General features: G+C 62.9%; 19 protein-coding genes. 2 read left to right on the top strand and 17 right to left on the bottom strand.

The features are described from left to right. Positions 1-47 precede the first annotated feature (47 nt). From ABGM93_RS12020 to ABGM93_RS12005, 4 genes are read right to left on the bottom strand one after another with little or no spacing between them, the layout of a single operon-like run. Entirely contained in the window at positions 48-1,031 is a 984-nt protein-coding gene (locus ABGM93_RS12020; RefSeq protein ID WP_321499729.1) for a DctP family TRAP transporter solute-binding subunit, read from the bottom strand. Between the two features lie 38 nt (positions 1,032-1,069). After that, positions 1,070-2,026 (bottom strand): C-terminal binding protein, encoded by a 957-nt coding sequence (locus tag ABGM93_RS12015; RefSeq protein WP_321499727.1) that lies wholly within the window; start codon positions 2,024-2,026, stop codon positions 1,070-1,072. A gap of 27 nt (positions 2,027-2,053) precedes the next feature. Next, positions 2,054-2,809, bottom strand: coding sequence for an SDR family NAD(P)-dependent oxidoreductase (locus ABGM93_RS12010; protein ID WP_319772576.1), 756 nt, complete (start codon positions 2,807-2,809; stop codon positions 2,054-2,056). Further along, a complete protein-coding gene (locus tag ABGM93_RS12005) occupies positions 2,806-3,825 on the bottom strand; it encodes an alcohol dehydrogenase catalytic domain-containing protein (protein ID WP_321499724.1) in 1,020 nt (339 codons plus the stop codon). Before ABGM93_RS12005 ends, ABGM93_RS12010 begins: the two co-directional genes overlap by 4 nt. A gap of 938 nt (positions 3,826-4,763) precedes the next feature. On the opposite strand from ABGM93_RS12005, the gene ABGM93_RS12000 reads away from it, so the two are divergent. Together ABGM93_RS12000 and ABGM93_RS11995 are read left to right on the top strand one after the other, a co-directional pair. Then, the gene (locus tag ABGM93_RS12000; RefSeq protein ID WP_321499722.1) at positions 4,764-5,519 is read left to right on the top strand and encodes a fumarylacetoacetate hydrolase family protein; all 756 of its coding nucleotides are present in this window, start codon (positions 4,764-4,766) and stop codon (positions 5,517-5,519) included. Between the two features lie 163 nt (positions 5,520-5,682). After that, complete coding sequence (locus ABGM93_RS11995; RefSeq protein WP_321499720.1) at positions 5,683-6,597, top strand: sugar kinase; 915 nt, start codon at positions 5,683-5,685, stop codon at positions 6,595-6,597. Between the two features lie 82 nt (positions 6,598-6,679). On the opposite strand, the gene ABGM93_RS11990 is transcribed toward ABGM93_RS11995, so the two are convergent. From ABGM93_RS11990 to ABGM93_RS11930, 13 genes are all read right to left on the bottom strand, one after another. Next, positions 6,680-7,897 carry a pyridoxal phosphate-dependent aminotransferase gene (locus ABGM93_RS11990; RefSeq protein ID WP_321499718.1) on the bottom strand — a complete coding sequence of 406 codons (1,218 nt, stop codon included), beginning with the start codon at positions 7,895-7,897 and terminating at the stop codon, positions 6,680-6,682. A gap of 56 nt (positions 7,898-7,953) precedes the next feature. Continuing rightward, a complete protein-coding gene (locus tag ABGM93_RS11985) occupies positions 7,954-8,724 on the bottom strand; it encodes an aspartate dehydrogenase domain-containing protein (RefSeq protein ID WP_321499716.1) in 771 nt (256 codons plus the stop codon). Between the two features lie 70 nt (positions 8,725-8,794). Continuing rightward, positions 8,795-9,844 (bottom strand): dihydroorotase, encoded by a 1,050-nt coding sequence (gene pyrC / locus ABGM93_RS11980; RefSeq protein ID WP_321499714.1) that lies wholly within the window; start codon positions 9,842-9,844, stop codon positions 8,795-8,797. 354 nt (positions 9,845-10,198) lie between these two features. Beyond that, a complete protein-coding gene (locus ABGM93_RS11975) occupies positions 10,199-10,435 on the bottom strand; it encodes a thioredoxin family protein (protein ID WP_321499712.1) in 237 nt (78 codons plus the stop codon). A gap of 18 nt (positions 10,436-10,453) precedes the next feature. Continuing rightward, complete coding sequence (locus ABGM93_RS11970) at positions 10,454-11,518, bottom strand: permease (RefSeq protein ID WP_321499710.1); 1,065 nt, start codon at positions 11,516-11,518, stop codon at positions 10,454-10,456. Beyond that, a complete protein-coding gene (locus tag ABGM93_RS11965) occupies positions 11,515-11,820 on the bottom strand; it encodes a metalloregulator ArsR/SmtB family transcription factor (RefSeq protein WP_321499708.1) in 306 nt (101 codons plus the stop codon). The genes ABGM93_RS11970 and ABGM93_RS11965 overlap by 4 nt, the downstream gene beginning before the upstream one ends. A 434-nt stretch (positions 11,821-12,254) precedes the next feature. Continuing rightward, entirely contained in the window at positions 12,255-13,154 is a 900-nt protein-coding gene (locus ABGM93_RS11960; RefSeq protein ID WP_321499706.1) for an EamA family transporter, read from the bottom strand. Between the two features lie 232 nt (positions 13,155-13,386). After that, the gene (locus tag ABGM93_RS11955) at positions 13,387-14,025 is read right to left on the bottom strand and encodes a DsbA family protein (RefSeq protein ID WP_321499704.1); all 639 of its coding nucleotides are present in this window, start codon (positions 14,023-14,025) and stop codon (positions 13,387-13,389) included. After that, positions 14,025-14,648 (bottom strand): NAD(P)H:quinone oxidoreductase, encoded by a 624-nt coding sequence (gene wrbA / locus ABGM93_RS11950; RefSeq protein WP_321499702.1) that lies wholly within the window; start codon positions 14,646-14,648, stop codon positions 14,025-14,027. Before wrbA ends, ABGM93_RS11955 begins: the two co-directional genes overlap by 1 nt. Before the next feature lie 104 nt (positions 14,649-14,752). Next, the gene (locus ABGM93_RS11945) at positions 14,753-15,655 is read right to left on the bottom strand and encodes a LysR family transcriptional regulator (RefSeq protein ID WP_321499700.1); all 903 of its coding nucleotides are present in this window, start codon (positions 15,653-15,655) and stop codon (positions 14,753-14,755) included. Positions 15,656-15,868: 213 nt separating this feature from the next. After that, on the bottom strand, positions 15,869-16,849 hold the full coding sequence (locus ABGM93_RS11940) for a bile acid:sodium symporter family protein (protein ID WP_321335191.1): 981 nt from the start codon (positions 16,847-16,849) through the stop codon (positions 15,869-15,871). 281 nt (positions 16,850-17,130) lie between these two features. Next, complete coding sequence (locus ABGM93_RS11935) at positions 17,131-18,720, bottom strand: gamma-glutamyltransferase family protein (RefSeq protein WP_321499697.1); 1,590 nt, start codon at positions 18,718-18,720, stop codon at positions 17,131-17,133. After that, the gene (locus tag ABGM93_RS11930; RefSeq protein ID WP_321499695.1) at positions 18,704-20,224 is read right to left on the bottom strand and encodes a tripartite tricarboxylate transporter permease; all 1,521 of its coding nucleotides are present in this window, start codon (positions 20,222-20,224) and stop codon (positions 18,704-18,706) included. The genes ABGM93_RS11935 and ABGM93_RS11930 overlap by 17 nt, the downstream gene beginning before the upstream one ends. Position 20,225 lies beyond the last annotated feature (1 nt).

Here is a 20,225-nt window from a genome sequence, read left to right as displayed (position 1 = left end):
AAAAGCGCCGCCCACTTTAGTGGGCGGCGCAGCAGGATCGCGAAAAATCAGTTCTCAAGAGCCTGGTCGAGATATTCGGGATTATCCATCTTCGACTTCACGAGGTCGTAGATCTCGGCGTCCATGACCTTCTTCTGCCAGGCAGCCTTCTGTTCCGGGGTCGGCTTGACCACGGTCACACCTTCACCGGCGAAGGAGGCGAGGATTTCCCCTTCCAGTTCCTGAGACCGCTCACGCTGGAACTTCGTCGCCTTGACCATGGCGTCCTCAATCGCCGCCTTTTCCTTGTCGGAGAGGCTGTTGTAGCGGTCGAGGTTCATGAACACGATGTACGGGGTGTAGACGTGCTGCGTCAGGGAGACGTGGTTCTGGACTTCCTGGAAACCGTTGCCGGCGATGATGCCGAGCGGGTTTTCCTGGGCGTCGACCGTGCCCTGCTGCAGAGCCGTGAACAGCTCGGTGAAGGCCATCGGGGTCGGGTTCGCACCGAAGGCACGCCATGCGGCCAGATGGACTTCGTTTTCCATCGTGCGCACTTTCATGCCTGCCACATCTTCAGGCAGAGCAACGGGCTTGTCGTTGTCGGTGAAGTTGCGGAAGCCGTTTTCCCAGAAGCCGAGGCCCTTGAGGCCCTTCTTCTCGAGCGTGGCGAGAATGTTCTGGCCGACTTCGCCATCGAGCGTGGCGTAGGTCTCGTCGGCGCTCAGGAACAGGAAGGGAGCGTCGAAGAGGTAAAGGTCGGGGAACAGCGAGGCAAGCGGGCTTGTGGAGGAAACGCCGATGTCGATGTCGCCGAAGATGGTGCTTTCAGCGGCCACGCGGTCATCGCCGAGCTGGTTGTCCTGGAACAGCTGGATCTTCAGGCTGCCATCAGTGGCTTCTTCGACCATCTTCTTGAATTCCACGGCGGCTTCCTTGGCCGACGTGGAGGTCACACCTGCAAAGCGCAGGTCCGCGGCGTGGGAGAGCGCCGGGGCAAGCGTCATGACTGCGATGGCGGAGGCCATGCAGATTTTCTTCAGACAGGACATTCATATTCCTCCGTAAGCTTGATTCCGAGACCGTGGTCTCAGAGCTTGTTGACCGGCCAATTGACCGGCTGGTTTTGTGCGAAACGCACAGCCTCTTCCGCAACCTTGCGTTTGAGTTCGTTGGCCGAATCCTCGGAATACCAGGCCATGTGCGGGGTGATGAGACAGGTCTCGATGCCCCGCAGCGGGCTGCCATCCTCAAGCGGCTCGTTTCCGGTTGTGTCGATGCCCGCGCCCGCGATCTGACCGGCCTTGAGCGCCGCGGCCAGATCCGCCTCGTTGACGATGCCGCCGCGCGAGGTGTTCACGATCACGGCCGTGTCCTTCATGGAGGCCATGACGTCGGCATTGATCATGTTGCGGGTTTCATCGGTGAGCGGGCAGAAGACGGCGACGATATCGGCTTCCTTGAAGATCCGGTCGGTGTCGGCGCTCTCGATGTAGTCGGTGCCATCGGCTGCGTTGGGCTTGTAGAACTTGTCGTAGCCCAGAACCTTGAGGTCGATGGCGTTCATCTTGCGCGCATAGACCTGGCCAATGCGGCCAAGGCCGATCACGCCGACGGTCAGTTCCCGCAGACGCCTGATGGGGACGGCTTCGATGTAGTCCCAGCGACCCGCCTGGCAGGAATTGTTCATCGGAACGATCTTGCGCAGCAGTGTCAGGGAGAGCGCGAGCGCGTGGTCGGCGACCTCGTTCATGCCGTAATCCGGCACGTTGCAAACCTGTACGCCAGCCTTGGTGGCGGCTTCCAGATCCACGTTGTTGTAGCCCACGCCGTAGCGGATGATCTGCTTGAGGTTCGGCAGGGCCTCGAACACGCGCGCGGTAAACGGCGCGTACTGGTTCAGCACGATTTCCGCCTCGCCGAGCTGGTCGATCACCTCGTCTTCGGTGAGGCAGTTATAGAGCGGGGCGGACAATCCGGCGGCCGCGAGGATCTCGTCCTCGATCGCGTGGGAGGAGTGGTTGAGATCGGAGTAGACGACTTTCATTTCAGTTCCTTTCACCGGCGGGCGAAATCAGCGGCCCATGTAGCCGCCATCCACCGGCAGGGTGACGCCGTGGACGTATTCTGCTGCGTCAGAGGCGAGAAAGAGCAGCGGGCCGATCATGTCCGGCCCCGTGCCCCAGCGCTTGGCGGGAATGCGGGCGGTGATCTCCGCGTTGCGACCTTCATCGGCCAGCAGCGCGGTGTTCATGTCGGTGGCCATGTAGCCCGGCGCTATGGCGTTGACGTTAATGCCGCGGCTCGCCCACTCGTTGGAGAGCGCCTTGGTCAGCTGCATGACCCCGCCCTTGCTGGCCGCATAGGCCGGCACGGTGAAGCCGCCGAAGAACGACAGCAGGGACGCGATGTTGATGATCTTGCCCTTGCCCTGCTTCAGCATCACGCGCCCGGCCATCTGGCATAAGTCGAAGACGGCGGTGAGGTTGACGTCGATCACCTCCTGCCAGTCCTCGATGGGGAAGTCCTCGCACTTGTGACGGCGCTGGATGCCGGCTGCGGTGACCAGAATGTCGAGCTGGCCGGCGAGCATGTCGAGCGCCTTGGCGAAGCCATCGCGGCGTGCGTCCTGGTTGCCCAAGTCCAACGCAAGGCCGTGGCAGGTGCCGTTGGCGGATATTTCCTTTGCGACCTCATGGACCTTTTCGGAGCTGCCGATGATGACGACTTCAACGCCCGCGCTTACGAGGCCTTCGGCCATGGACTTTCCCAGGCCGCGTGTGCCGCCGGTGACGATGGCCTTGCGGCCGGAAAGATCGAAAAGGCTCATGCTTGGCAATCCACCAGAATCTTGACTGTGGTCAGGGAAGGATCGGCGATCATGTCGAAGACCTTGTCGGCGCCCGACAGCGGCACTTCCTGCGTGATCACCTTCTCAAGGTCCGGAACCATCTGCTGCGCCAGCTCCAGGGCCGCGCCGAATTCGGCCATCGTGTAGACGCGCGAGCCGATGATCGTCAGCTCCTTGAAATTGACGTCGATGAGGGAAACCGCATGCGGCTCCTTGTGGGTGGCGGTCATGCAGATAATGCCCTGCACACGCACCAGCTTGGTCATGTCGATCGCCGAGCTCGCCACGCCGGAGCACTCGAACACTGCGTCGACGCCGTCGCCATTGGTCTCGGCCTTCACGTGTTCGATCAGGTCCTGTTTGCGCACGTCCACCGCATCGAAGCCCATCTCGCGGCACAGGTTCAGCCGACCCTCATCCACGTCGGAAATGATGATCTTGGAGGCGCCCGCATTCTTCAGGACGATCGCGGTCAGGATGCCGATCGGGCCAGCGCCCATGACAACGGCCGACTGGGTGAGCGCGAATTGCGCCTGGTGCAGCGTGCGCACGACGACTGCAAGCGGTTCCACCAGGGCGGCGATACGGTCGGACAGGGTGTCCGGCACCTTGAACAACACGTTTTCGTCCACCCACAGCGTCTCCGCCATGCCGCCATCGCAGTCGATGCCGATCAGGCGCAGGCTCGCGCACACATGCGGCTGGCCGTTGCGGCAGGGGTGACAGTGGCCGCAGCTCAGCAAGGGATAGGCGACGGCCCGGTCGCCGAACGCGAAGCGCGAGCCCTCCGGGGCTTCCTCCACCGTGCCGACAAATTCATGCCCGAGCACCAGCGGTGCGGTCGCCCGCGGGTGTTTACCTGAAAAAATTCCGATGTCAGTCCCGCACACACCACAATAGTGAAGGCGAAGTCGAACCGCTCCCGCGCGCCCTTCGGGCGTTTCCACATCTTGAACTTCCACGCTTTTCGGGCCGGTATAAACAAGTGCTTTCATTGATTTTCGCCTTCTGACAGTGCGGAGCTGTCTAAAGTTCGCCATATCGACTTGCGGGGACCGCGAAGATCGGGAGGAAAGTCGCGGGTCGAAGCATGTTCGCGGTAGTTGCGGGGGAGACTTCAAGTGGAGGCGCGCTGTCTTTCAGCGCCTTGAAGCCTCACGAGAGAGGCAGGGGCGAACTCCGTAGGTTGATGTGTTCAGACCTGTAGTCGATTCTCTTGAGATGTGTCACACCTCAGGTTCGCGCAAAGATTGTATCCAAAAGAATCCTGCTTTGGCCAGAAGCCTTTGAGATCCATTCGCTCGCGAAGCCAATTATGATTCCGATTTACACAACGCCGACATTGCACTTGCCATCGGCGACCGGGCTATGGGACGGCGCAAAAGGTCGCAGCGTGGCGCATCTGCCCATGTCACAGAGTTCGGGGGCGGGTGCAGGATCTCGTTTTGCATTTGAGAGTCCACAAGGCATCAGTGGGTTAGGCGGATTGGGGGTGAATGCTGCAAACGCAGGAGGCAGTGCTCTTTTTTTGGGCTTCGAGATCATGTTGCGGGAGAATCGACCGATGGCCTTGTCTGTCATGGGGTTGGAGCGGTCGAGAATGGGCTGGCTCGGGATGCTAAACATGTTGTGGATTAAATCTCGGGCAGGATATCGGTTGCAGCGCTTGTGGGTTTTGCGGGCTGCATGTCACGCCCTTGCGGGGTGCCCGCTCAAGCTGTGTCGAAATGCGAGATTTATGTACCGCAACGGAGGGCCTATAGGCATGGAGACCCGTCCGATTTCGGACGGCGGATGATTACTATGGTTGTCTTGTGTGCACGGAAGATAAACGGCGCGTTACAAGACTTCGCAATGAGACAGGCCTGCAAACGAAAGACAGGCCGATACACACGGGCCTGGAAAAGGGTCCACATATAAGGCCGTACGCCCCATGCCGAACTCCCATCTCACCCAGCTCTTGATAGATGCGCGGCAGAGCAATCGCCCGCTCGACAGGGAAAGCCCTTTCCAGATTCCCGTAACCGCGGACGAGGCGGATGCTGTCCAGGTCGCCGTGATCCGGCATTTTGGTCCCATCGCGGGCTACAAGGTCTTTCAGGTGGAAGACAGAGAAGGCTGTTGGGGGGCGATCCCGGCACCGCGCGTGATGGACGCCACGAGCGAGCCGGTCAATGTGGGGGTGCCAATGAAAGTGGAGGCGGAAATCGCCTTCCGCTTCAAGGAAGACCTGCCCGCCCGCGGCAACGGGAACGCCTACACGGCCGAAGAGGTTTGGGCCGCCGTCGGCGAGGCTTTCGCAGCTTTCGAGCTTCTGGATAACCGGTACCCTTTCCTGAGCGCCCCCGATCCCTTGTTCGTGCGGGCCGATTCCATGGGCAATTACGGTCTGGTCTGTGGCATGGGCGTGAGCGACTGGCGCGAACGGGTGAAGGCGGATGTTGGCGTGAAACTGGAAATCGCCGGACGTAGGGTCGTTGACCAGCACGGTGGCCATCCCGCGGGCGATCCGGCTCACCCCCTGACATGGCTTGCCAACGCACTTGCCGGAACCGACCACCCGATCAAGGCCGGCGACGTGGTGACGACCGGAGCCTTTGGCGGCGGCCATACGGTCCGGCCTGGCGAGCGCGCGGTGGCCGAGATCGAGGGCTTCGCGGCAATCGAGTTCACCTGCGGCGCAGCCTGAACGTCGCTGATACCTTGTTTCAAGGCGCGCAAGCAGGGAATTATCCGTAAAAATGACGGGGTTGGCAGTGCTGGCGAGACAGCGGAAAAGACCTTCCATCCCTCTGTCATGCGAGGCGCGCCGTCTGCGCCCGGTGATCGAGATCGAACGAGAGAGACTGTAGATGGCATTTGACATCCTCTGCCTCGGCGAACCCATGCTGGAGTTCAATCAGCAGCCCGACGGCAACTATCTCCCCGGCCATGGCGGAGATACCCAGAACACCGCTTGCGCCGCCGCGCGGCAGGGCGCTTCGGTCGGCTATTTCACGATTCTGGGCGCCGATACCTTCGGCAACAGCTTCATGGACCTGTGGCGCTCGGAAGGCGTGGACTGTTCGCACGTGAAGCAGGTGACGACCGCGCCGACCGCTGTCTATTTCGTCACCCACGGCCCCGACGGACATGAATTCAGCTATTTCCGGGCGGGCTCCGCGGCCAGCAAGATGCGGCCGGAGGATCTGCCGGTGGAGGCGGTGAGGAGCGCGAAGATCCTGCATGTCTCCGGCATCTCGCAGGCGATCTCGCCATCCGCCGCCGATACGGTTTTCGAGGCGATTGACCTGGCAAGGGCTGCGGGCCGAACCGTCTCCTACGACACCAACCTGCGCCTGAAGCTCTGGCCGTTGTCGCGTGCCCGTGCGGTGACGCATGAAGCCATGAAGCGTTGCGACATCGCGCTGCCGGGCCTGGATGATGCGATCCACCTGACGGGGCTGTCGGAGCCGGATGCAATCGTCGATTTCTATCTGAACCTGGGAGCCAAGATCGTCGCGCTGACACTGGGGGCCAAGGGTACGCTGGTGGGCACTGAAAGCGAGCGTCAGCTCATCGGTGGGCGCAAGGTGACCCCGGTCGACGCGACGGCTGCGGGGGACACGTTCGACGGCTCCTTCCTGGCCCGCATAGCGGCGGGCGACACGCCCTTTGAGGCCGCGCGCTACGCCAATGCGGCGGCGGCTCTTTCCACACAGGGCTACGGTGCCGTGGCCCCCATGCCCCGAAAAGCCGAGGTTGAAGCCTTCCTGGCCACCGGCTGATCTCTGGATTGGTGCCAACACCAGAAAACGCCGGTGCCCAGTCAGGCCCCGGCGTTTTTCGTTTTCGGGGTATCCGGTGGATCTATGCGCGGTAGCGCTTCGCCATTTCCACGATGCGATCCACGGCGGCGCAGGCAGCAACATGGTCCTGCGAATAGTTGAGGCGGATGCTCTCAAGCGTATGCGGGCTGAACTCGCTGCCCGGCGTGACAATGACATCGGCCTGCCGGTTTAACAGGCGCACGAAATCGAGGGGCGAGATGGTGAGTTCCGGCATGCGGGCAAAGAGATAACTGCCCGCCTGCGGCCTGCGCACGGCAATGCCGTCCGCCGCGCGGAAACGGGATAGCAGCGCGTCGCGAAGGTTCTGATGCAGCCGGATGCGTTCCTCCATCCAGCCTTCCGGCTCTGCGAACCAGGTCCCGAAGACGGCCTGGTTGTACCCGGCTGCGCGCAGCGAAACGATCGCCTGAAGCCGTTCCATCCGCTCGATGATCGCGGCCGAACCGAAGGCGACGCCGAGGCGATAGCCGGAAAGCGATTCCGTCTTGGAAGGCCCCATGATCGTGATCACGTTTTCCGTGCCCGCAATCGCGCGCAGATGCGTATAGGGGCCGCAATCGCTGTATTTGAGGCGTGAATAGAGCTGGTCGGCAATGACGGTTGCCCCGTATCTGGCGGCAAGTTCGGCAATGGCGCGGATCTCATCCGGCGAATAGACTGCGCCCGTCGGATTGCTTGGATTTGAGAACAGGAAGGTCTTTGCGCCCGCCTTGAAGGCATCCTCCAGTTCGTCGAGATCAAGCCCGGCCCTGTCGTTCGGCCCGAGATAGTCGAGCTGCACCGGGCAGATCTCACCATCAAAGAACTGTACCAGCTTGCGGTTGGCGAAATAGTCCGGCTGCACGATGGCAACCTTGTCGCCGGAGGTTACCGTGGCTGCCACCGCAAGGAACAGCGCGCCCTGCGTGCCTGGTGTCAGGATGATCTCGCTTTCCGCGTTCAAGGGCGCGCCGGTGAATTTCGCCAGCCTTTCCGCCAGCATCTCGCGCAAGGTCTGTCGCCCGCGATATTCGGTATAGGCCTGCGCGCCGCCTTCCGCGACGCCCGCACTGAAGGCTTCGAAGGCCCCCGGCGTGGGCCGAAACGCATCGACGTCGCCGTGGGAGAAATCGACCCTGCGCCCGGCGAGCTTGTCGCCAATCATCAGGTCTTCGAGATTGCTCTGTCTGAGGCGGCTCTCCTGACCGGGCGCGTTGTCGGTTTTCAACGTGTCGAATTTTTCGGTGATCGAAGACATGGCCTGCCTTGCCTTGAAAAGGGGAATATGAGGAGACGCAGTGCTGTGGCGCAAGCTCAGGCCACGACGATGCCGCTTCCGCCGAGGAGCCGGTCAATCGAGCCAAGGGCCGATTGAGGCGTGTAGGCACCCGTGATGCCGCCGAGTGAGCGCGAAGAGACGCGGATATCCCATTCGAGCCCTTGGCCCTTCACTTCCACATGGTGCTGCATGGTCTTGAGGCCGGGAACCGCCACCACGCGGCTGACGGTCCGGTCAAAGCCGAGGCCCGCGAGCGCGATGGCCGCATGAACATTGACGTTTCTCGGAAATCGCGCGCAGACCTCCCGCGCAGGGCCTTCGAAAAGGATCCCGCTTGCGTCTTCCCCGATGCCGAGGCTTGGGCCGCTCTTGCTGGTGGTGACGGTGACGTTTTCCAGGAGCGCCCTGCCGTCTGCGATCCCGTCGAGCGCCAGTATGGCCCCGTGCGGAACATAGAAGGCATGACCACTCGCGGCACAGGCGTGGCGCACCGCCTGTTCGATTGCCGGATCGGCGAGAGCCGTACAGCTGAAGCCGCAGACATCGGCTCCTTCCAGAAATCGCGGGGCAAGATCCGCCAGCACCCCAGGCACGGCCGCCTCGATAACGAGATCGACCGGCGTTGCAAGCGCCTCTTCCGCATCGGTGGTGACGACGCCTGCGGGAAGATCGGGCCGGGTGGTGCTGTCAGCACTCGAGACGAGTACGAAGGCAAGCTCCAGCTCGGTCGCGCGAAGAATATGCTCAATGATCTCCGTGCCGATCGTTCCCGATCCGATCACGCCGATTTTGCTGTAGCGCGCCACGCGGTCCACTCCTGAAACGTGGTGTTTCTTGCTGGAGATCCGGAAGAACGGTCGGTCCCGCCCGCCCGGATCAGGCGTGCGTCACCGACCAGTTTAGCGGCTTGTCGGCCCGGAAAACCACAACATTGCCGCCGGTTCCGGCACCGACGCACGCGAAGATCGACGGGTCCGGTGCGGTGCGCGTCAGCGTGATGCGGTCCTCATTGACCGGCAGGCGGTAGAAGGCCGGCCCGTTGAGGGAGGTGAAGGCCTCCAGCTTGTCGAGGGCGCCTTCCTCGTCGAAGACCTGCGCCAGATAAGGCAGCGTCACCGGCGCGTTGAAGATGCCCGCGCAACCGCAGGCGCTTTCCTTGGCGTTGACCGGATGCGGCGCGGAATCGGTGCCAAGGAAGAACTTCGGATTTCCCGACGTCGCCGCCTTGCGCAGAGCCTGACGATGATTTTCGCGCTTGGCGATGGGCAGGCAATAGAAATGGGGCCGGATCCCACCGCGGAAAATGTCCGTTCGGTTGATGATCAGGTGCTGCGGGGTGATCGTTGCGGCCAGGTTCTCATTGGCCTCACTCACGTAAGACGCCCCATCCTGCGTGGTGATGTGCTCCATGACGACACGGAGGCCCGGAAAGTCGCGACGCAGCGGCTCCAGAACGCGTTCGATGAAGACGGCTTCGCGGTCGAAGATGTCGACGTCCGGGTCGTTCACTTCGCCGTGGACGAGCAGCGGCACCGAGGCCTCCTGCATTGCTTCGAGCACCTTGGTGATGCGCGTGAAGTCCTTCACGCCCGCATCGGAATTGGTTGTCGCACCGGCCGGATAGAGCTTCAGCGCGGTGAGTACCCCCGTTTCCGCGCCCTTGGTGATTTCAGCCGGGTCGGTCGTCTCTGTCAGATACAGCGTCATGAGAGGCTTGAAGGCGCTGCCCTCTGGAAGGGCTGCCTCGATGCGCGAGCGATAGGCACGCATGTCGTCAAGTGTGCGAACCGGCGGCACCAGGTTCGGCATGATGATCGCGCGGGCGAAGAGACCGGCGCTGATCGGCAGGACCGCCTTCAGCATGTCCCCGTCGCGCAGGTGCAGGTGCCAGTCGTCTGGACGGATGATCTCGATCTGATCGCTCATGTCGGTGCTTCCTTTGCCTCGTGCCTTCCGGCCGGGTCGGTCGCGCCATCCTGTCCATCTGTCTGTCGCGTGACGCCGGGGATAGCGCGGTTTGAGCAAACCCGGTGGCCCATGTCCAGAGAATATGCGTCGCGGCCGGACGCGCGGCGAGAACGCGCCTCGCCGCCCTATCTTCCATCACGCGGCGCCTGGCCTGAAAATGGCGCGCACGGGCCGTGCGGCTTCTTTGGCAAAAGGAGCGTGCGCTGCCCCCGTCGATCAGGTCGTGACCGGGATTTTGTGCGCAGCACTACCATGTGCGGGTGATGCTGCAGTGCACAAGATTTGCTTTGTGGAAGCTCCGCTCCGGGGCTTCTAGTCCTTCAACCACTGTTCCACAGCGTCCTCGCGCGGCAGGCCACCGGCATGGACGAGCTTGCCGTCAATGGCGAGGCCTGGCGTGGACATGACGCCCGCCATGGCGATGGATTTCGCATCGCTTACCTTTTCAAGTTCGATCTCGATATCCAGTTTTGCGGCGGCGTCCTTCACCATGGTTGCCACCGTCTCGCAACGCTTGCAGCCAGGACCGTAGACTTTGACCATTTTCATCGAAGGATCCTTTCCAGGTCAGAAAATCAGATTGAACAGAAAGCCGACGGCGAGGATGCCGCTGCCCACCACACCGATGAAGACGGCGATGAGGCGGAGCGTCAGAACCTGCCGAAGGATGATCATTTCCGGCAAGGATAGCGCGATGACGCTCATCATGAAGGCGAGCACGGTGCCCAGCGCCGCGCCCTTGCCCAGAAGTGCCTCGACAATGGGAACGACACCGGCGGCATTGGTGTACATCGGAATGCCGAGGACGACTGCGGCAGGCACAGACCACCATGCGTCCGCGCCCATGATGGAGGCCATCAGATCCTCTGGCACATAGCCGTGGATCAACGCGCCCATGGCAATGCCGAGGATGATCCACATCCACACCTTGCCGACGATTTCGCGGACCGCCTCAACGCCGAGGCGATAGCGGTCGACTATGGTGAGGTTCTCGCCGTCGCCGACCACCGGGGCGTTCGCGCCGGAATGGATGTCGCGCACCCAGTCCTGCAACCAGCCTTCAAGGCGCAGCTTGCCGATGACGAGACCGGCAAGAATGGCGATGGTGAGCCCGAAGCCCAGATAGGTCGCCGCCACCTTCCACCCGACGAGCCCGAAAAGAAGGACGAGCGCCACCTCGTTGACCATCGGCGCGGCAATGAGGAAGGAGAAGGTCACGCCCAGCGGAACACCTGCGGAAATGAAACCAATGAAGAGCGGTACGGCCGAGCAGGAGCAGAACGGCGTCAGGATGCCTAGTCCCGCCGACATCACGTTGCCCACGCCTTCGCGCCTGCCGGAAAGCAGCGCGCGGGTCTTTTCCGGTGAGAAGTAGCTGCGCACGACGCCCATGGCGAAAACGATGAGCGTCAAGAGCATCATCACTTTCGGCGTGTCGTAGAAGAAGAAGGCAATCGCCTCGCCGGTGTGGCCATGGCGCTCCACTGGGAAAAGGCCGGTGATCCAGTCGGAGACGGGGATGAGCTGACGGTAAACCAGCCACCACGCCGCGATGAAAAGGACCACGCCCAGATGCCAGTGCCAGTCGGGATGGGAAACGCGACGCGCAGATGTGCCGGTCCCGGTGCTCATGCTGCGTTCCTTTTCTGGTTCTCAGCCGCATTTCTGGCAGCCGAAAGAACAGCATCTACGATCTGGCGTATATCGGCGGGTAGGTCGGGGTTCATGCGGTAGCGCACCCATTGCGCATCGCGCCGGTCGATCACGAGGCCCGCGTCCTTGAGTGCCTTCATGTGCCGCGACATCCGTGATTGGCTCGTTTCAAGGCGCGCCATCAGTTCACACACACAGTGTTCGCCGTCATCGCAAACAACTTGCATCGCGCCCAGTCGCGTCGGCTCCGCCATGGCCGCCAGGATCTTTGGGATATCCATGCTTGCTCTCTCTGAAATGCGCATATGCGCCTAGGCGCATTTAAATGTGCAAGGCTTCGGTGGTCTTTGTCAACCCGCGAGGGTTGGGGGCGTGTTGTCGAATGGCGGGGGCGTTGTTTTCGGAGTCGGCTCGGTCGAGGGCTCGGGCTCGGGCTCGGGCTCGGGCGCGGAGCCGAAGCCTGGAGACGGGGGCTGGTGCGCATGCAGAGTCCGTGGCTGGAGACAGGGCGGGAGGTGCGTGGGGGGCATCCTTCGAGACGCCTGCTTGCGCAGGCCCCTCAGGATGACGTTGTGCGTGATGAGGGCTTCTTTCGATCTGCCAACACCCACAACGTCATCCTGAGGAGGGCCGTCAGGACCGTCTCGAAGGATCGGCCCCTTGCGCCCCATGCCCACGCGCCCCAACCCGGTTCAGGCTGGGGCGGCCTTGCGCCTCACGAAGTCTCGCTGAGCAGGGGGGCAGCCGGTTTCGCGTCTGGGGTTGCCCGTGGCCGGTTTGCACGCTGGCCTGCCCAAACAGATGCCAGCACGATCACCGCTCCGAGAAGCTGCGCGGGTTCGAGCGACTGGCCCAGCCATAGCCAGCCCAGGGTGACGGCGGTTACAGGGCTCATCATGCCAAGCATGGAGACCGCGCCGGGTTCGATGCGCGCGATGCCGCGAAACCAGATCGCATAGGTCGCCGCCGCCCCGATGAGGCCGAGCCAGATCAGACCTGCAAGGTTGAGCGCGGACAGTTGCGGCAGGGGCGGTTCCATCAGAAGCGCGAGCGGCAGCAGGAGGAGGCCACCGGCCGTCAGTTGCCAGGCTGTGAAGCTGAGAGCGGGAACCGGCGGCTGCCATCTTCGCGAGAGAACCGTTCCCGCCGCCATGGAGGCCGCCCCGCCGATCCCGGCTGCTATGCCGATCGGATCGAGCTTTGCCTCCGGGCCCAGAACCAGCAACCCGACGCCGAGGACACCGGCAAGAGCTGCGATGACCGCGCCGGTTCGAATTGGCGTTCCCAGCCAGCCCCGCGCCATGATGATCACCATGATCGCCTGGAAGGATCCGAGCGTCGCCGCGACGCCGCCGGGAAGCCGATAGGCGGCGATGAACAGGCACACCCAGAACAGCGAGAAGTTGAGCGCTCCGAGCGCGAAGACCCGGCCAAGCCAGGCACGTGGCGGCAGGCATCGCGTGACGGCAATGAGCAAAAGCCCTGCTGGCAGTGCGCGCAGGACGGAAAGCGTGATGGGATAGCCCTGAGGCAGGGCCTCGGTGGTGACCAGATAGGTGCTGCCCCAGATCGCGGGCGCGAGGCCGGTCAGAAGGATGTCGGTTGAACGAGACATGGGATCCTGCCTGTCTGGATTACTGATAATTGCGGAAACGCGGGGAGGGATCGCCCGGCAGACAGGGCAGGCCGATGTCCCGTCTCAGGTCGCAGGAGAGATCGAGCGGCCGGCGCTTTGAGTGCCATCGTATTGGTATCAGGTTCCTTTCCCGGAACCAGTCTTGCAACCACCGAAAGGCCTTTTCGCATGGCCTGATGCGCATCGTCGTTTTCCTTCAGTTTGGATGGCGTCAAGCGACAAGGCGCTGCGCTGCGCGGATCTGCGCCCTGAGATCGTCGATCGGCCCGTTGACGAGCCGCATTCCGGTCTCGCGGATGATCACGGTCGGGACCGCCTGCACCTGATGGCGGCGGGCATAGTGCCGGTCGGCTTCCACGGCTGCCGCCGTCGCCGGATCGTCGAATGCGGCGTTGAACCCGGCCGCATCAAAACCGAGCGCATGGGCGACCTCCCGGATGACCTTAGGATCGGCGATATTCTGCGCATGGGTGAGGTGGGCGCGCTGAAGCTGGTCGAACATCGCCCAATGGGCGTCTTGTCCGGCAAGCCGTTCTGCGGCCTTGCAGGCGAGCGCGGCGATGTAGCCGTGCGGATAGTCGAAATCGGCTCGCGCCATCGCGTCGATGTCGATCAGCTCGGGCCGGTCGCTGGCTTCGCGGCAAACCGACCAGTGCCCGAGGATCGTCTTGCGCGCCGCCTCAGGGCTGCCCCAGCGCGTAGCCATTTCCGTGTGGCTTGCCTGAAGGACGAAGGTCCGGTGATGGATGTCGAGTGGCATCTCGCCCGCAAGAAGACGCAGACGCGAGGAGATGTTGAACGACCAGCAGCACACCACGTCGTGGAAGAAATCGATGCAAAGCGGTTCCATCACGCGGCCTCCTGACGGCTTTCGGTCCGCGAAAGACGAGCAGCGATTTCGGCCACATACGCACCCTGAAAACGTGCGCCGGCAAGATCCGTCTCGTTGGGGCGGCGTGCACCGTCCGAACCTGCAATGGTGCCCGCCCCATAAGGCGAGCCGCCGACGATGCCGTCCTCAGACTTCTGCCCCTCGAAAAGGTAGGGCATGCCGACGATCATCATGCCGAAATGCAGAAGCGGGATCTGGGTGGTGAGCAGCGTAGCCTCATGCCCGCCATGCTGGGAGCCGGTGGAGGCGAAGACGGCGGCGACCTTGCCGACCAGGGCATTGCGTGCCCACAGCCCGCCTGCCTGATCGAGGAAGGACTTCATCTGCCCGGCCATCATGCCGAACAAAGTCGGTGTGCCGATAATGATCGCATCGTAGTCTTCAAGATCGGCAGGGCTGGCCAGGGCCGTATCATCGGCAATGAAGCCCGCCTTCTCGCGAACCTCTTCCGGCACGGTTTCTGGGACGCGACGCAGATCGGCCTGCACACCCGCAACGCTGCGGGCCCCTTCGGCCTCCGCCTCCGCCATTTCGCGGATATGGCCGTAGCTTGAATAGTAGAGAACGAGAACGCGGGTCATTGGATCTCTCCGACAGAGTGTTTCGATGCCGGAAAGATCGCGGAAGGGGCTCTCGGGAATAACCCGGCCCCTGTCATATCATTCTTTACGCGAGTTGAAGAATGTCAGGGCCTCAGGCGCAGCCGCAGATGATCCAGAAAGGCGGATACCTTGGCATCCATGCCGAGCCGGGAGGCGGTGACGGCGTAGATTTGGCGCGGCGCCAACTCGTAGTCGGGCAATATGCGCACCAGCTCTCCGCGCGCCACTGCCTCGTCGGCGACGAAATCCGGCAGGGTGCCGATGCCGTGTCCCGCAATCAGGAGATCGCGCAGGATCAGGCTGTTTTCCACCCTCAGATGGGGATCGAGGTCTATTGTGCGGGCGTCTGCCTCGTTTTCTTCCATCGTGCGGTGAAGCGTCCAGGAGGTCAGGTGCGTCCCGAATGCGAAGCCAATGATGCGGTGGGCGGGGATCTCTTCCGGGGCCTTTGGTGTTCCAGCGCGCTCCAGATAGGCGCGTGAGGAAAAGATGCGCTGCCGGGCGATGCCGATCTTGCGTTGAACAAGGCCGGAATCCGGCATGTCGGGCCGAATGCGGATGGCAAGATCGAAGCCGCCCTCCACCATGTCGACGACGCGCTCGTCGAGCGACAAGGTAAACCTGAGGTCGGGATAGGTGGACAGGAACTCCGGCAGACAGGGGGTGATGACGGTCTGTGCGAAGGAGCTTGCGGAATTGACCCTGAGATGCCCCTGGACGGCTCCCGCCCCTTCGCGGATGCGGCTCTCGACGCCGTGCACGGCCTCCAGAACGGCATTTGCCTCCTCATAATAGAGATGCCCGGCATCGGTCAGCGACATGGACCGCGTCGTGCGTGCAATCAGCGTACAGCCGAGGCTTTCTTCAAGAAGCCGGATTTCGCGGCTGAGAAGTGCCGGGGAGACGCCGAGATCGTCCGCCGCACGCGCAAAGCTCCCCCGCTCCACGATCCGGCGAAAGGCGTGCATGACGGAAAGCTTGTCCATGGCGGGCTCGGAAATGGTTCTTAAGAAAAAAGGCGTGCGGCGGATGATGGGGAGGAGAAACGTGACGGTCAAGCCGACCGACCTCGCAGCTCCGGGACCGGCTTGAATGCCGAGGGGGCCGGCTTCCCCTTGAATGGAGACGGGGCCGGTCTCTTCTGAAGCCGGCCCCTTTTTGACATCGCGTCTATTGGCTGTCGCTTGCAGCCGGCCCAACTACGCTTCGGCGGGTTCCAGCGTTCTCTGCGCTGATTTTTGCGAGATATAGGCGCAAACGAGAAGCTGGCTCATGTGATAGACGAGCAGCGGCAGCACGATGGCGCCCAGTTCATTGGCCGCAAAGAGCGCGGTCGCAATGGGCATGCCTGAGGCGAGGCTTTTGGTGGAGCCGCAATAGAACAGCGACGCCCGGTCCGGGTAGTTCAGCCTGAAAAGATGTCCCGCCGCCGCGATCACACTCATGGTGACGGCGAGGAAAATCAGCATCACGACGATCAGGATCAGCAGACTGCTCACCGGGATGGCGTTCCAAAGGCCGGTAACCGTTGAGCGGGAGAAGGCGGCATAGATGATCAGCAGGATCGAGCCGCGATCCACCACCATCGTCAGGACCTTGTGCTTTTTCACGAAGCCGCCGACCCAGGGGCGCAGCACCTGACCGACGATGAAGGGCAGCAGGATCTGCGTGCCGATCTTGATCACGCTGTCGAGGCTCACGCCGCCATCGCCTTGATGCAGCAGAAAGGCCACCATGGCAGGCGTCAACGCCACGCCGATAAGGTTGGAAACGGAAGCCGCGCAGATGGCGGCGGCAACGTTGCCGCGCGCGATGGAGGTGAAGGCGATGGAGGACTGAACTGTGGAGGGCAGAACAGCCAGGAACATCAGTCCGAAGGTCAGTTTCTCGCCCAGCAGAGAGCCGAAGAGCCAGGCGAAAATGAACCCGAAGATCGGAAACATGATGTAGGTCGAGGCGAAAGTCAGGCCCTGGATGGGGATATTCGTGATCCCGGCCCGCACCGCGCTCGGGTCGAGCTTGGCGCCATAGAGAAAGAACAGCAGCGACACGGCCCAATAGGTCACGTGCTTCAAGACATCGGCGGCTATCCCGTCCGCCGGAAGCAGCACGCCGAGGCCGACGGTTACGAACAGCAACACCATGTAGGTGTCGATACCAATACGCCTTAACAAGCCCATACCGGCTTCATCCCTTCAGTTTCGAAACGCCAACGCCAGAGGCAGGAATGCGTCGTGCCATCCTGGCGTGGTCGTGGGCTTCGAGGTGAGCCCGACGCTCGCGTTCATACGGCAACCGGATCGATCAGGAAACACGACGCACGGGCTTTGCCCCCGTTGGAAAAGTCGGCTGCCGTTGGCAAGACTGACTTGCGTGTCCTGTCGGTCTGCCCGCCGGAGCGGGCAGACCTGTTGCATTCTTCTGATCGCACCTGTCGCAAGGTGCAAGGGCGAATGCCCGCTCAGAAGCCAGCGGCGTGACCGTCCTTGCGCGGATCGGACCCCGCCGCATATCCGCCGCCCGGCATGCGCTGGACGAGCTGCGCGCCACCGAAGCCAAAGGCGTTGTCCGGCGCTTCGACCTGAACCTTGTGACCGAGATCGGCAAGACCCTTGAGCACGTCGGGCGACATGGTCGGTTCACAGGCGACATCCAGCCCTTCGATCATCCGCCAGCGCGGTGCATCGGCGGCGGTCTGGACGCACTGATCCCACAGTTGGGTGCGCAGCAAGAGCTGCACATGGCCCTGCGCCTGGATCGGGCCCCCCATCATGCCGTAGGCCATGAGCGGTTCCCCGCCCTTCATTGCGAAGCCGGGGATGATTGTCTGGAACGGCTTCTTGCCGCCCGCCACGCAGTTCTGATGCGAGGTGTCGGTGGTGAAGCCGTAGCCGCGGTTCTGCATGGAGATGCCGGTGCCGGGGACGACAACGCCGGAGCCGAAGCCCATGTAGTTGGACTGAATGAAGCTCACCATCATGCCCGACGAATCGGCCACGCTCATCAGCACCGTGCCGCCGCGCTTCGGGGCGCCGGAGCCGAAATCCTGCGCCTTGGCCGGGTCGATCAACGCCGCACGGGCCTTCAGGTAATCCGGATCGAGCAGATCCTTCTCGCTCACCTCGGTCATGAAACGGCGGTCGGCGACATAGGCGTGCAGATCGCGGTAGGCGAGCTTGATCGCCTCGATCTGCAGATGCACAGCGGTCAGATCGTCCGGTCCGTAGTCGCGGATGGCGGTGTGCTGAAGGATGCCGAGCGTCATCAGCGCGGCGATGCCCTGGCCGTTGGGCGGGATCTCATGCAGCTCAACGTCGTCGAATTGCTGGCTGATCGTACCGCACCATTCCGGGGAGAAGCCTGCAAGGTCGGCGACGGTCATCGCACCGCCATTGGCCTTTGCGAAGGCCTCGATCTCTTCCGCGATCTCGCCGTCATAGAAGGCGCGGCCCTTGGTCTCCGCGATAGCGCGCAGGGTGCGCGCCGCGCCGGGATTGCGGAACCGCTCGCCCGCCTTGGGAGCCCGTCCTTCAGGCATGAAGGTCTCGGCAAAGCCGGGCTGACTGCCCAGCGTCGCCGCCCCCTTGGCCCAGAGCGCGCCGATGACCGGCGAGACGATGAACCCTTCTTCTGCGTAGCGGATCGCGGGGGCGAGCACCGTGGCAAGGCCAAGCTTGCCGAACCGTTCGGAAAGCTCCACCCAGGCAGCAACCGCGCCCGGCACGGTGACGGCGTCCCAGCCGTGCATCGGAATGCCATTTGCAAAGCGTTCCGGTGACCATGCGGCCGGAGCCGGGCCGGACGCGTTCAGGCCATGAAGCTGCTTGCCGTCCCACAGGATGCAGTATCCATCGGAACCCAGCCCGTTGCCGGTCGGCTCCACCACCGTCAGCGTGGCGGCGGTGGCGATCGCGGCGTCCACCGCATTGCCGCCCTGCTGCAGGATGGTCAGTCCGGCCTGCGTCGCCAGCGGCTGCGAGGTCGCGACGACATTGTCGGCGAGAACGGGCGAGCGCCGGGAGGGATAGAAGGGGTCATGACGTAGACGCATCGGACGAATCCTCAATGTAGTATTTTTGCTTTTTCAGATGACTGCGGATTGCCCATGCGACGGAGAGCACGGCTGCGGCAAGGAAGAGCAGGCTGATGGGACGTGTGACGAACAGCATGGGATCGGCATCGGTCATCAGCGCACGGCGCAGGTTGGTTTCGGCGATCGGGCCAAGGATCACGCCCAGCACCAGGGGCGCCAGCGAATAGCCCAGAGCGCGCAGCGTGTAACCCGCCACGCCAATGAAGCCGAGGAGATAGAGGTCGGTCACGCGATTGTTGAGCGCGAAGGAGCCAACCACGCAACAGATCATCACCACCGGCACGATGGCCCATTTCGGCAGGCCCGCGACCCGCAGGAACAGGCGCATGGAGACGATGGAGACAAGCAGCATCATCAGCGAGGCCACCGCCATGGCGATAAACATGCCATAGACGAGGTCGGCGTGATCCATCATCAGGCGCGGTCCGACGGAAATGCCGTGGACCATGAGGGACGCCATCAGGATCGCATCCACGGCGGAGCCGGGAATGCCGAGGCCAATCAGCGGGATCAGTCCGCCGCCGGCGGTCGCCGAATTGCCGGCTTCGGAGGCGACGACGCCATCGGCGATGCCCCGTCCGAACTCGTTCGGCGTCTTTGAGGCACGCTTGGCCTGATCATAGGCGACCAGGTTGGCGATGGATCCGCCTGCGCCCGGCAGCGCGCCGATCAGCACGCCGATGATCGAAGACCGCAGCAGGTTCCCCGGACGGCTCAGCACCTCCTTCATGACTTTCCAGGTCTGGAAATCGATGTTGCCTGCCACCAGCGATGTGCCGGTGCGCACACTCGGCGCATCCTCGACCTCGGAGGCAAGCTGCGAGATCGCGAAGATGCCGATGAGCACGACGAGGAAGGGCAGCCCGGCCTGAAGCGTTTCGATGCCGAAGTCGAACCGCGTACGGCCCATGATCGGATCGGTGCCGATGGTGGAGATGGCGAGGCCGATCAGGCCAGCCAGAAGGCCGCGAATGACCGAGGAGCCGACGAGGCTTGAGACGATCGTCAGGGCGAAGACGATCAGGGAGAAGTACTCCCATGGCCCCAGACGGACAGCGAAGATGGCCAGCGGCGGCGCAGCGAAGATCAGGACGACCGTGGAGATGATCGTGCCGAAAAACGAGGCCCAGACACCGAGAGACAGGGCCCGCCCCGCTTCACCGCGACGCGCCATGGGAAAGGCGTCGAAGGTGGTGGCGACGGAGGAGGGCGTTCCGGGAATGCCCAGAAGCGCGGCCGAGATCAGGCCGCCCGTGTACCCGCCCACATAGACCGACAGCATGACCGCGATGCCCTGAAGGGGCTCCATCGCAAAGGTCAGCGGCAGGGTCAGGACGATGGCCATGGTCACGGTGAAGCCGGGGATGGCCGCCGCAACGATACCGGCGACGGAGCCCGCCAGCATGTAGACGAGGGTGGTGAACGTGAAAATCTGGTTCAGGCCGACGAGGAAAGCGTCCATG

Source organism: Breoghania sp., assembly GCF_963674635.1.
Classification (GTDB): domain Bacteria; phylum Pseudomonadota; class Alphaproteobacteria; order Rhizobiales; family Stappiaceae; genus Breoghania.
The sequence above is the reverse complement of the archived record's forward strand: the minus strand, read 5'-3'. Positions and strand labels throughout refer to the sequence as shown.

Coding starts and splice junctions, on each gene's coding strand:
- ABGM93_RS11995 (WP_321499720.1), top strand. CDS start 5,683: ATGGCATTTGACATCCTCTGCCTCGGCGAACCCATGCTGGAGTTCAAT.
- ABGM93_RS12020 (WP_321499729.1), bottom strand. CDS start 1,031: ATGTCCTGTCTGAAGAAAATCTGCATGGCCTCCGCCATCGCAGTCATG.
- ABGM93_RS12015 (WP_321499727.1), bottom strand. CDS start 2,026: ATGAAAGTCGTCTACTCCGATCTCAACCACTCCTCCCACGCGATCGAG.
- ABGM93_RS11935 (WP_321499697.1), bottom strand. CDS start 18,720: ATGCGTCTACGTCATGACCCCTTCTATCCCTCCCGGCGCTCGCCCGTT.
- ABGM93_RS12010 (WP_319772576.1), bottom strand. CDS start 2,809: ATGAGCCTTTTCGATCTTTCCGGCCGCAAGGCCATCGTCACCGGCGGC.
- ABGM93_RS11960 (WP_321499706.1), bottom strand. CDS start 13,154: ATGTCTCGTTCAACCGACATCCTTCTGACCGGCCTCGCGCCCGCGATC.
- ABGM93_RS12000 (WP_321499722.1), top strand. CDS start 4,764: ATGCCGAACTCCCATCTCACCCAGCTCTTGATAGATGCGCGGCAGAGC.
- ABGM93_RS12005 (WP_321499724.1), bottom strand. CDS start 3,825: ATGAAAGCACTTGTTTATACCGGCCCGAAAAGCGTGGAAGTTCAAGAT.
- ABGM93_RS11965 (WP_321499708.1), bottom strand. CDS start 11,820: ATGGATATCCCAAAGATCCTGGCGGCCATGGCGGAGCCGACGCGACTG.
- ABGM93_RS11970 (WP_321499710.1), bottom strand. CDS start 11,518: ATGAGCACCGGGACCGGCACATCTGCGCGTCGCGTTTCCCATCCCGAC.
- ABGM93_RS11940 (WP_321335191.1), bottom strand. CDS start 16,849: ATGGGCTTGTTAAGGCGTATTGGTATCGACACCTACATGGTGTTGCTG.
- pyrC (WP_321499714.1), bottom strand. CDS start 9,844: ATGAGCGATCAGATCGAGATCATCCGTCCAGACGACTGGCACCTGCAC.
- ABGM93_RS11990 (WP_321499718.1), bottom strand. CDS start 7,897: ATGTCTTCGATCACCGAAAAATTCGACACGTTGAAAACCGACAACGCG.
- ABGM93_RS11975 (WP_321499712.1), bottom strand. CDS start 10,435: ATGAAAATGGTCAAAGTCTACGGTCCTGGCTGCAAGCGTTGCGAGACG.
- ABGM93_RS11930 (WP_321499695.1), bottom strand. CDS start 20,224: ATGGACGCTTTCCTCGTCGGCCTGAACCAGATTTTCACGTTCACCACC.
- ABGM93_RS11955 (WP_321499704.1), bottom strand. CDS start 14,025: ATGGAACCGCTTTGCATCGATTTCTTCCACGACGTGGTGTGCTGCTGG.
- wrbA (WP_321499702.1), bottom strand. CDS start 14,648: ATGACCCGCGTTCTCGTTCTCTACTATTCAAGCTACGGCCATATCCGC.
- ABGM93_RS11945 (WP_321499700.1), bottom strand. CDS start 15,655: ATGGACAAGCTTTCCGTCATGCACGCCTTTCGCCGGATCGTGGAGCGG.